Raw genomic sequence first — 11,399 nt, 5'->3', positions numbered from 1 at the left:
CCGGCACTCTTCCACGGCTGGAAGTACGGGTGCGCCCCGCCGGGGACGAGGGCGATCTTGACGCCCGAGCCGTCGGCGACCTCCGGCGTGCCCTTGCCGGCGCCCGTACCCGTTGCGGGTGCCGCGGACGAGGTCGGGGCCTGGCTGTCCGCGGGCTTGTCCGCGCTCTTCACCGTGCACGCCGCGGAACCGGCCAGCAGGGCGACGGCGGCCAGAGCCGCCGTGACGGACGAAGTGGATCTGAGTCGCATCGCGACCTCCAGAATCAAATAGGATTTGGTGGAGCGATATTCAGCCAGCCGCTGCGCCGCGTCAAGGGCTCTGACACAACCGCATCCCGTAAGTTCTCGGCGGCCTTGCTCTGAGGGGCGAGGGGTGGGTGCTGGAACGCCTGGAGCAATCGTTGAAAAACAGGGCAGATGCCTCGCTATCGCGCCACTGCCCGTCGGCATGACGCAGGGCTACCCATCGCGGCGCACTCGCCTCCAGTCGGCTGAGATCGGCCGCGCGGTGACTCAAGGCGACCCTTGATCATATAGAAAAGTCTGTTCAACCCGTTGACATCCCGGTATCCCGGGGCTCCACTTGCGTCCCACAGGCACCACCCGGCGGCCGCCACCGCCGTGATACACCCGCTCCGCCGGCCGAGGTGTCGTCGACCCCAACCCCTCCGGGCCTCCGCAACTGTCGGCGCGCTGCGCCCACCGAGTCGCGGCCCCACCCTCCACGAGCGACTTCCCCTCATCACCCTCACGTAAGGAAATCGTCTTGAACCGATTGATGCGAGGGCTCCTGGCCCTCGCCGTCTGCCTCGGGCTGTCTGGCGTGATGCCGAGTACGGCGAGTGCCGCAGCCGGGCCGGGGACGAACTTCGCCTACGGCGACCCACTGTCCGACAGCCGTACCGCGTGGTTCCGCGACAACGCGCAGTTCGGCATGTTCATCCACTTCGGACCGACCTCCCACTTCGGCGCCATCTACAACGGGTGCCACTCGGACTGGCTCTGGCGTACCTGCAACGTGCCCGACGATGTCTACTCCGCCGGCGCTGCAGACTTCGACCCCTCGCAGTGGGACGCCAAGCGCATCGTGGCCAGCGCTAAGAAGGCCGGGATGAAGTACATCGTCTTCACCACGAAGCACCACGACGGCTTCGCCATGTGGGACTCCGCCGTCAACGACTGGAACCTTCGCGACCACAGCGGCTTCCAACGGGACATCATCGAGGAACTCGAGCAAGAGACCAAGGCCGCCGGCCTGAAGCTCGGCCTCTACTACTCGATCTGGGACTGGCACGACCCGGACTACACCAACAACATCAGCGCCTACCTGTCCCGAGCCAAGGCGCAGGTGTCAGAACTGCTGACCCGCTACGACCCCGACCTTCTGTGGTTCGACGGCAGCAGCGACGTGCTGACCGACCCCGCATCCAACTACTTCCTTCGCGAAGCCGAGAAGTTCCAGGCAGAGATCCGAGCCCTCGCCCCGGACGTCGTCATCAACGACCGCATTGCCAAGCGTGTGCCGATGGCGGGCGACTACTTCACCCACGAGGTGACCGGGCCCGAGCAGGCTCCTACGAACCGCCTCCAGGAGCACTGCCAAACGATCTCCACCAACTGGTTCTGGTCCCCGCAGGACAACGGGCTCATGTTCACCAGCACGATGCTGCGCACGCTCATCAAGGACACCAGCCTCAACACCAATTACCTGCTCAATGTCTCACCTCGGGCCGACGGCAGCCTCCCTACCGCGCAGGAGAACGCTCTCGCCGTTGTCGGGCCATGGATGTAGACCAACGGCGCCTCGATCTTCGGGGCCTCCAAGAGCCCCCTCGTGGCGCCCTCGTGGGGACAGACGACCCGTAAGGGCGACAAGGTCTACTTCCACGTCTACAACTGGCCCGCAGCAGATACTGCTCTGCACATCGCCAAGCACTCGGATGCCGCCCCGTTCACCCTCACCAACCCCAGGGTCCTGGGCAGTGCCCAGAGCGTTGCACTCACGCCGTCTGGTGACGGCTATGACATCACCCCCTCGGGTGGCCGAACCAACCCGTACTCCACCGTCATCGAGGCGACCATCAGCACCGCCCCCGCAGCAGTCGGCGCTGGAACCGGCCTGAAGGCGCAGTTCTGGAACAACACCACCGCCACCGGAGCGCCCGCCGTCACGCGCACCGATTCCGACATCAACTACGCCTGGCGATACAGCGGATCCCCCGCACCCACCATCCAGACCGACAACTTCTCTGCCCGCTGGACCGGGGACATCCAGCCTCGGTACAGCGAGCGATACACCTTCTCCACCGTCTCCAACGGAAGTGTGAAGGTCACCATCAACGGCCAGCAGGTGATCAACGCGCCCCACCATTCCACCACCCGCACCGACACCGGCAGCATCTCACTCCAGGCAGGGCAGCGCTACAACATCCAGGTGGACTACACCGCCCTCACCGGAGAGGCGTATGCCCAACTGGTCTGGTCGAGCCCCAACCAGCGTGCACAGGTTGTGCCCGCTCAGCACCTCTACCCCGACAGCAGCCCTCAGATCAACGTGGCACTCGGACGGCCGGCTACCCAGTCCTCCGCCCCCCAGAACGCGGCGAAAGCCGTCGACGGCAACACCAACGGTGTCTATGCGGCGGGCTCGGTCACGCACACCGGTCTGGACGCCCACGCCTGGTGGCAGGTCGACCTCGGGGCATCCACCCCGATCAACACCATCAAGATCAACTCCCGGACCGACGGCTACGCCGATCGCAGCAGCAACGCCTCGGTGTTCGTCTCGGCATCGGACATGACCGGACGCAGCTACGCCGACCTGCGTGCCGATCCCGCTGTCTGGCGGTACGACATCGCGGGTACCCCGCCCCCTGAGCTGACCCTTCCGGTCGCCGCCCAAGGCAGGTACGTCCGCGTGCAACTCCCGGGTACAAACTATCTCTCGTTGGCTGAGGTCTCGGTCTACACCTCCGCGAACTGACCACCACCACAGACCGGGTGTCCGCCTCAACGACCTCGGCGAGGCGGACACCGAGGCTGAAACCCTGCCTCCCGCGCCACCCGGATTGCCGACCCCCCATTGCCTGGCCACGAGGGCGAGCTTGCCACGCCCGGAGCAGCCTCGGTCCTGGTGACCTCGAACGCCCCCGACATATAGCGGCCGACACAGACCTCCACCGCATTCCCCCCTGGAAAGGAACACTCATGGAACCCACACGACGCGTGACTCAGGACAGCGGCCCCGAGGCGCCGGTAGACCAGTTCCACCTCACTCCCGCCACCGAGGAACAGGTTACGACGGGTGAGACAAACCGGGGGGTCTCGCGGCGAGCATTCGTCGCGGGGGTCTCCGGGGGGTTGGCGGCGGTGACCCTTCCGCTGGCGTTGTCGACCGCGCAGCAGGCGGCGGCAGCGGCGACCGCGGACCCGGAGACCCTCTGGTACGACCAGCCCGCCTCGGCATGGGAGACCCAGGCGCTGCCGATCGGCAACGGGGCCTTGGGGGCCATGGTGTTCGGGGGAGTGGCCTCGGAGAGGCTCCAGTTCAACGAGAAGTCACTCTGGACCGGTGGACCCGGTTCGCCCGGATACAACTACGGGAACTGGCCGGTTCCCCGTCCCGGCGCCCTGGCCCAGGTCATCGACGCCATAGACGCCAGCGGCAAGGCCGACCCGAACTGGGTGGCCGGCAAGCTCGGGGCGCCCCGTACGGGCTTCGGTTACTACCAGACGTTCGGTGACCTCTACCTGGACATGATCGGGTCGTCCTCCACATACACCGGGTATCGCAGGTCGCTGGACATCGGCGACGCGGTCGCCAAGGTCAACTACACGGCCGGGGGGACCACCTTCAGCCGGGAGTACTTCGCGAGCTACCCGGGCAAGGTGATCGCAGGCCGGATCAGCGCCGATCAACCGGGCAGGATCTCCTTCACGCTGCGCTACACCTCCCCACGCACAGACTTCACCGCGACAGCCGTAAACGGGCGCCTCACAGTACGCGGGAAACTCGCGGACAACGGCCTCGACTTCGAGTCCCAGACCCAGGTGAAGGCCGTCGGCGGCACAGTGACCAGCTCCGGCGACAGAGTCACCGTCACCGGCGCCGACAGTGTCGTCCTCGTGACGGGAGCAGGCACCAACTACGCCCTGTCGTATCCCGCCTACCGAGGGGTCGACCCGCACGCGCGGGTCACCTCGGCGGTCGACGCGGCGATCGCCGCATCGTACGACGCGCTCAAGTCCGCCCACCTGGCCGACTACCGCACGCTGTACGACCGGGTGAAGCTGAACGTGGGACAGGTGATGCCGGACAAGCCCACCAACACGCTCCGGGACGAGTACACCGGCGGATCCTCCACCGCAGACCGAGCACTGGAGGCGCTCTTCTTCCAGTACGGCCGGTACCTGCTGATCTCCTCGTCGCGAGCGGGATCTCTGCCGGCGAACCTCCAAGGTGTGTGGAACAGCTCCACCAATCCGCCCTGGTTTTCGGACTACCACACCAACATCAACGTGCAGATGAACTACTGGCCGGCTCTCCAGACGAACCTCTTCGAGGCCATGTCGCCCTTCGTCGATCTCGTCAAGGACCTGAGCAAGGCGGGCACGACCACCGCCAGCCAGATGTTCGGTACCCCTGGCTGGGTGACGCACAACTGCACGAACCCCTTCGGGAACACCGGGGTCGGGAACTATGGGACTGCGTTCTGGTTCCCCGAGGCCAACGCATGGCTGGCCTCCCAGCTGTACGACTGGTACCGCTTCACCGGGAACACTCAACAGCTGAGAGACGACGTGTACCCGGTCCTCAAGGGGGCAGCCGAGTTTTGGCTGGCGAACCTGCGAACGGACCCCCGCGACGGGAAGCTCGTGGCCAATCCGAGCTTCTCACCCGAACACGGCTCCTTCACGGCCGGGGACTCCATGGCCCAGCAGATCGTCTGGGGCCTACTCACCGACACCCTGGCCGCGGCGCGAACCCTGAACACCGACACGGACCTCCAGTCCAGACTCACGTCCGCTCTCGCATCACTCGACCCAGGCCTTCGCATCGGTTCATGGGGCCAACTCCAGGAGTGGAAGGCCGACCTGGACCAGAGCACCGATCACCACCGGCACGTCTCCCACCTCTACGCCCTGCACCCGGGAAACCAGATCTCCCCCCGCAGCAATCCCACGCTCACCGCCGCGGCCAAGGTCTCCCTCAACGCGCGGGGTGAAACAGCTGGCGATGCCGGAACCGGATGGAGCCTTGCGTGGAAGGTGAACTTCTGGGCGCGCCTGCTCGACGGCAACCGGGCACAGTCCGTGCTGTCCGAGCAGCTCAAGTCCAGCACCTACCCTAATCTACTGGACACCGCTCCACCGTTCCAGATCGATGGAAACTTCGGTGCCACAGCTGGGATCACCGAGATGCTTCTGCAGAGCCAGAACGGCGAGATTCAGCCGCTGCCGGCGCTCCCGGCCGCCTGGAAAACCGGCTCGTACAGTGGGCTCAAGGCACGCGGTAACGCCAGTGTCGGCGCAACCTGGTCTGCTAACGGGTCCGTGACCTTCACGATCACCCCGTGGGTACCCCAGCAACTCTCCGTGCGGAGCCCGATCTTCAACGGCGCCTACACCGTCACGGACACGAACACCGGCCAGGTCGTCACCACCGCCCGCACCGGCGAGCGCATCACGTTCGCGGGTACCGGATACCACGTGTACAAGATCACGGGCACCCTCGTCCGCTGAACCATTCCAACGCGTTACGTCGCCGCCGAGAACGCCGCTTAACCTGCGCGTTTCATCCGGGGTCGCGTCCGGATCATGATCGGAAAAGCGAAAGTGCCTTCTGAGCTGCAACGATAAGGCTTGTCAAAGGTCCCAATCGTACCAGCAGGAAGGCACTTTCTGCGTGCACCCTATCCGGTCCCGACCCAAGCTCGTCGTCAGCGCCGACTGAAGTTCCACCCTGCGGCTGGAAACCTGGAGACTGGGACATGTGAGCCCGGAGGAAGCGGTTTCAGGTGGGAAGCAAGAACAACATGAGTAACGACCTGGTGCGTGATTGCGGCGGAGATGTGGCGACCTGAGCTGCTGCCGCTGTCAGGTGGTGGCAGTGCGGTCGGAGACGAGGCCGGCGACGGCGAGGTAGGTGGCCGGGAGGGTGTCGCGGCGGTGGGTCCAGCGGGCCAGCCCCTTCCAGCGCTTGTGGTCGGCGAGGGCGTGCTCGACAGGAATGCGCTGGGAGGAGTGCTCGTGGCGGGCCTGCTCCCGGGCCTCGTGGACTTCCGGCGCGGCGATCTTGTTCGGCTTCCTCGGCGGTGTGACGGCCTTGCCAGGATGATCTCTCCGGAGACCCAAGTAACCATCGTCGAGGAGTACTCGGACCTTGGGGAACTGTCGGAAGAGGTCGTCGATGCCTTCACCCCTTGTCGCGCTGGTGTCGTGCATGCGCCCGGGGCGAAGGTTGCCGGCCCATAGGGTGCGACCCTTCGCGTCGGCCACGACGGTGGCCTTCATCGTGTTCTGTTTCTTCTTGCCGGAGACGAAGGCCCGTCGCCCACCACGATGGGAGGCCGGGCGGCGGACCTGGATCTCGGTGGCGTCGAGCCGAAGCACGACGCCCTCGGCCTGGGCGTAGGCGAAGACGTCCGCCAGGGTCCGCAGACGGACCCCGGGACGGTCGGGTACCGCGAAGCCTCGGGCGGCGAGCAGGCTCCTGACCTCGCCGATCGCCAGGCTGATCGTTGAGCGGTCGACGCCGAAGAGCAACGCCAGGACGGCGTGCGGCAGGTCGTGGCGCAGGTGGATGAGCGTGGCGCTCACCCGGTCGACGAACACAAGCCGATGCCGGGCACCCGCACCGGCCGCCCGTTGCCGCGATCCACCACGGGCAATGTCACGCCGGCCCTCGACCACGGCCTGCCACGGAGCGGCCAGTTCGACGACGAGATCCGCCAGGTGCCGCCGCGAGATGCCGGTCAGCACCCGATGGGCGAGGACCGCACGATTCACCTTGATCGTCACAGCGTCAGATCATGCCGCCCACAACGCCGCTGGTCACATCAGCGCCGCAATCACGCACCAGGTCGTAACTGCCTGGCTGGCGGGCCGCCACCCGGCCTGACCCTCCACACTCCAACGTCACCCTGAAAGGCCGAAGTCAGTAACGATCAGGCCACGCATCAGGCTCCGGTACCGGACTGCGCCTCCTGTCCACTGGACAGCTGCTGTGGGGGTCGAAGGAAGACCGCGCCGTACCCCCAGTTCACCCACTGCTGTCGGACGGCTCGGTCCCGGCCATGTTCTGAGAAGGCCGCGGATTGGTCAGATTCGGGCTCCTTCCGGTGGCGGGGTCGTCGACGTACCGGCCCCATGCCAGGGCGCCCCCATATCGATTCCTCAGGAGTAACAGAGATGACCCCCTTCAGTAGCCGTCGCCGCATCGTCGTAGCGACCGCCGTGGCTCTGACCGCCGTCGCTGTGACCGCCGTCGCTCTTGTCACGAGCGTAGGTGGCTCGGCTGGTGACAACCGTTCGCTGCACCACCAGCTGCCCGCGGCGATCCGCGAAGCGGGGGTGATCCGGGTGGGCGTGTCGTACACGGCCCCCCCGATCGTCTTCCGACGTACGGATGGTCAGCCGGACGGCCTCGATCTCGATATCGCCACCGCCCTGGGGAAGGTGCTCGGTGTCGAGGTCCGATTCCAGGAGGTCGATCTATTTTCGCACGTGATTCCCGGGCTGCTCGACAAGAAGTACGACATCGGAATGTCGGGCATCACCGACACCCGCGAGCGGGAACGGGGCGTTGACAAGGACAACAAGCAGGTCGACGAAGGCGTTGACTTCGTCGATTATTTCATGGCCGGCTCCGGCATGATGGTCCGCAAGGGCAACCCGGCGAGAATCGGCAATCTCGGCGACCTGTGCGGAAGATCCGTGGCCGTGAAGAAGGAGACCGTTCACGACGAGCTCGCGACCCGCCAGCAGAAGACCTGCGAGCGTCTGGGCAAGACCCTCAACGTCCTGCGGGCGGATTCCGATCCGGCCGCCGTGACGGAACTGCAGAAGAACCGGGCGGACGCGCTGATCACCGGCTACCCGAAAGTACTGTACAACGCCCAGGCCGTTGACAATGGGAGGAGCTTCGAGGTCGTTGGCCCGCAGGTGCACATGCAGCCATGGGGCATCGCCCTCCGCAAGAGTGACACCCAGCTGCGAGACGTCCTCGCCAAGGCGATGAACTCGCTCATCACGGACGGCACCTACAGCAGGATCCTGGAGAAGTGGCAACTGTCCGACAACGCTATCCACAATGCCGTCGTCAACGGCGCTGGCTGACCTCTCGATCCTCTGTGGTAATTCACGTACGCCGACTTGCGACCTGGCCAGGGCCCAATTGGCCAGGTCGTCTCGTTCGGGGATCGCCGAGGCCACCGCTACCCTCTGCTGCTACAAGCAACTGGCCAGCCTCACCACATAGGACACGGTCTTAAGTCATTCGGCCCAGGAACCTCCTTCCGAGTTCCTCCCGACTGAGTCGGGGATACAAACAAGGCGCCTCGTGGCGCACAGGAACCGCTCCACGATCCACCGCTTGGGCAGCACGACGAAGCCGCGCATGTCGTCACTGCGCTTGACGATGGCCAGGACCAGGGCGAGGGCGACCAGGCAGTGCTCGACGAGGTTGCCGGTGTAGCCGCCGTTGGCCCCGACCAGGGCCAGCCGGTGGTGCGCGGCGGCAACCTGGGCAAACAGGACGCGGGCGGCGGCGCGGTCGCCGATGTCCGCCGAGGTGACCATCACAGCGAGCAGCAGGCCGAGGGTGTCGACCACGGCGTGCCGTTTGCGCCCGTTGATCAGCTTGCCGCCGTCGAAGCCGCGGCTGTCGTGGCCGACGATGGCGTCCGCCTTGACCGACTGGGAGTCGATCACGCCCGCGCTCGGCTCCGGGTTCCGCCCGGCCTGCTCGCGGACCTCGCGGCGGAGCCGGTCGTGGTGGCCTGTTCGGTGGTGTCGGGGGTGTGGTCGGGCTGCTGGTCGGACATGGCGGTCTCCTTCGCGGGCTCGGTGGTCGGGGTGCCTACGTCGGCGCCCGGGTTCGCGGCGTCGGCCGCCTCTGCCTTGACCTGGGCGGAGGTCTCGGCTGTCGTCACCGGGTCGGTGGCGTCCGGCTGGGCCGGTGGGGGTGTCGTCGGCCCGGTGATCGTGGTCTCCCAGGCGGCCCGGGCCTCGGCCAGCTCGCGGCGCAGGGCGCCGATCTCCTGACGGGCCTGGGCAAGCTCACGCTGATCGCGGTCAAGGACGCGGAGCACCTGCGTTCGGGTCTCGTCCAGGCCCTGGCTGATCGTCGTGACCAACTCGGTGCGAAACTCCTCGCTGCCGGCCTGGAGTGCCTGGAGCTCCCTCAGTAGGGCCGGGGCGGTTTCGGTCCGGAGCAGCGCGATCTGGTCGGCGGTCCTCGTCATGTGCTCTCCCGGTGGCAGCGCGCGGCGGTGGGCCGTGCCCGGGCCAAGAGTGGTGGGCGTTCCGGCAGGCAGGGGGCGTATTGAGCGGTGGTGTCCCGATCCGCGTGATCACTTTTCGGAATCGCATCGTCACACAAAATGGAAGGCCGCAGCCGTTCGATCGGCGGTCATACGACCGCCCCACACACCGCCTCGCTCAGCCGCACCCGTGCCCGCGAGGTGCTCTACTTCCTTCCGGTGATCCTCGGCCGGACCACTATCCGGCCGGTGCCCGAAGCGCCAGCATGACGGTCATGACCACTCCCGCACCTGAGGCGCCTTTGTCCATCGACGTGATCGACCGCTCCCGCGCCGAACTCGCCGGCGTCCTGGAGAAGCTGCTCGACCTGCTTCCCACTGAGTTCCGCGGCCGGGGCCCCGACGCGACCGTGCTGCACCTGGACGACACCGAGTACGGGGCCGGGCCGGCGGTCGTCGTCCAGGCCGACCAGTTCGATCCGCTCGTGGCGATGCTCGCCGAGCTGCTGCCCGACCACTAGCCCCAATACCAGTGACTTAAGATTCTCTGCTGGTAGGGTGCCTGTCCAGGAGGTGCCTGGATGCCACGCCCTGGACAGGTCAAGCCGGCGACGGATGAGCGGTTGTCGGACCGGATAGCGATTGGACTGCTGACGCGTACGTTTCCGCCGGAGTTGGTGGACCGGGTCGTGGAGGAGTGCGGGCGCTCCGGTCAGCGCAGTCGGCTGCTTCCTCCCCGGGTGGTGGTCTACTTCGTGCTGGCGATGTGCCTGTTCTCCGGGCAGGGCTATGGAGAGGTCGCGCGGCTCCTGACCGAGGGACTGGCGTGGGCCAGGCGCTGGTCGGGGACCTGGCAGGTGCCGACGACCGCGGCCATCTCACGGGCCCGGGTCAAGCTCGGGCCGGAGCCGTTGAAGGTGCTGTTCGAGCACGTCGCCCGACCGATGGCCGACGAGTCCACCAGCGCTGCCTGGTACGGGCGCTGGCGTCTGATGGCGGTCGACGGAACCACGTTCGACGTGCCGGACACTGAGGAGAACGACGCGCGGTTCGGCCGCCCCGCGACACACCGCGGCGAGCGGACCGCGTTCCCGCAGGTGCGGGTGGTGGCCTTGGCCGAGTGCGGCACGCACGCCATCACCCATGCCGCCCTTGGGCCGTTCACCACCGCCGAGCCCGTGATCGCACGGGAGCTGTTCGGGGCTTTGGGGCCCGGCGACCTGTTGATGGCGGACCGCGGCTTCGCCGGCCTGGACCAGTGGCGGGCCGCCTCGGCCGGCGGCGCCGACCTGCTGTGGCGGATCAAAGCCAGCGCTGTGCTGCCGGTGCGCCGGGAACTGCCCGACGGGTCCTACCTGTCCGACATCGTGGCCGCCCGCGACCACCGCAAGCGCGCCGACCCCACGGTGGTGCGCGTCATCGAGTACACCCTGCGGGATCCTGGCCGCCCGCGGCACCCGGCCCCGTACCGCCTGATCACCACCATCCTCGACCACGACGCAGCGCCGGCAACGGAGTTGGCGGCCCTCTACAGCGAGCGCTGGGAGATCGAGACCGCGTTCGATGAATTGAAGACGCATCAGCGCGGGCCTGCCCAGGTGCTTCGGTCCCGCTCGCCCGAAGGCGTCGAGCAGGAGGTCTGGGGCCACCTGCTGGTCCACCACGCGATCCGCCAGCTCATGCACACCGCCGCACAGGACACCGGCACCGACCCCGACCGGCTCTCCTTCATCCGCTCCCTCCGCCTCGTGCGCCGCCAGGTGACCGCGCAGGCGGCCTTTTCCCCCTGAACGCCTGGCCACAGCCCTCGCCCACGGCCTACAGGAGATAGCACGCCACCTCCTGCCCGACCGCCGCAGACGATCCAGCCCCCGGGTCGTCGAACGCAAGATGTCCAACTTCGGCGTCAAACGAG

General features: G+C 67.0%; 9 protein-coding genes and 1 pseudogene. 6 read left to right on the top strand and 4 right to left on the bottom strand.

Going from position 1 to position 11,399, the window contains the following annotated elements; translation table 11 throughout:
* Positions 1–251 (bottom strand): annotated as a pseudogene (locus tag PUR61_RS01500) (sugar ABC transporter substrate-binding protein); the annotation flags it as partial.
* A 517-nt stretch (positions 252–768) separates the two neighbouring features.
* Here PUR61_RS01500 and PUR61_RS01495 point away from each other — a divergent pair.
* The 3 genes from PUR61_RS01495 to PUR61_RS01485 all read left to right on the top strand — a co-directional run bounded on the left by PUR61_RS01495 (position 769) and on the right by PUR61_RS01485 (position 5,744).
* Positions 769–1,794 (top strand): alpha-L-fucosidase, encoded by a 1,026-nt coding sequence (locus PUR61_RS01495; RefSeq protein WP_329874801.1) that lies wholly within the window; start codon positions 769–771, stop codon positions 1,792–1,794.
* A gap of 42 nt (positions 1,795–1,836) precedes the next feature.
* Positions 1,837–2,985: a PA14 domain-containing protein gene (locus tag PUR61_RS01490; protein ID WP_329874799.1), complete on the top strand. Its 1,149-nt coding sequence runs from the start codon at positions 1,837–1,839 to the stop codon at positions 2,983–2,985.
* Between the two features lie 224 nt (positions 2,986–3,209).
* On the top strand, positions 3,210–5,744 hold the full coding sequence (locus PUR61_RS01485; protein ID WP_329874797.1) for a glycoside hydrolase family 95 protein: 2,535 nt from the start codon (positions 3,210–3,212) through the stop codon (positions 5,742–5,744).
* 354 nt (positions 5,745–6,098) lie between these two features.
* Here the strand turns inward: PUR61_RS01485 and PUR61_RS01480 are convergent, their stop codons facing one another.
* Entirely contained in the window at positions 6,099–7,022 is a 924-nt protein-coding gene (locus PUR61_RS01480) for a transposase family protein (protein WP_329874795.1), read from the bottom strand.
* Positions 7,023–7,412: 390 nt separating this feature from the next.
* Here PUR61_RS01480 and PUR61_RS01475 point away from each other — a divergent pair, with 390 nt between their 5' ends.
* Positions 7,413–8,339: an ABC transporter substrate-binding protein gene (locus tag PUR61_RS01475; protein WP_329874793.1), complete on the top strand. Its 927-nt coding sequence runs from the start codon at positions 7,413–7,415 to the stop codon at positions 8,337–8,339.
* Between the two features lie 156 nt (positions 8,340–8,495).
* Here the strand turns inward: PUR61_RS01475 and PUR61_RS01470 are convergent, their stop codons facing one another.
* Together PUR61_RS01470 and PUR61_RS01465 are read right to left on the bottom strand one after the other, a co-directional pair.
* Positions 8,496–8,933 (bottom strand): transposase, encoded by a 438-nt coding sequence (locus tag PUR61_RS01470; RefSeq protein WP_329874791.1) that lies wholly within the window; start codon positions 8,931–8,933, stop codon positions 8,496–8,498.
* Positions 8,930–9,466 (bottom strand): hypothetical protein, encoded by a 537-nt coding sequence (locus PUR61_RS01465; RefSeq protein WP_329874789.1) that lies wholly within the window; start codon positions 9,464–9,466, stop codon positions 8,930–8,932. Before PUR61_RS01465 ends, PUR61_RS01470 begins: the two co-directional genes overlap by 4 nt.
* A gap of 293 nt (positions 9,467–9,759) precedes the next feature.
* Here PUR61_RS01465 and PUR61_RS01460 point away from each other — a divergent pair, with 293 nt between their 5' ends.
* A complete protein-coding gene (locus PUR61_RS01460; protein WP_329874787.1) occupies positions 9,760–10,005 on the top strand; it encodes a hypothetical protein in 246 nt (81 codons plus the stop codon).
* Positions 10,006–10,065: 60 nt separating this feature from the next.
* On the top strand, positions 10,066–11,274 hold the full coding sequence (locus tag PUR61_RS01455) for an IS4 family transposase (RefSeq protein ID WP_329874785.1): 1,209 nt from the start codon (positions 10,066–10,068) through the stop codon (positions 11,272–11,274).
* Positions 11,275–11,399 lie beyond the last annotated feature (125 nt).

This window comes from Streptomyces sp. BE20, assembly GCF_036322525.1.
GTDB lineage: Bacteria > Actinomycetota > Actinomycetes > Streptomycetales > Streptomycetaceae > Kitasatospora.
This window is presented reverse-complemented; position numbering and strand designations above follow the sequence as displayed.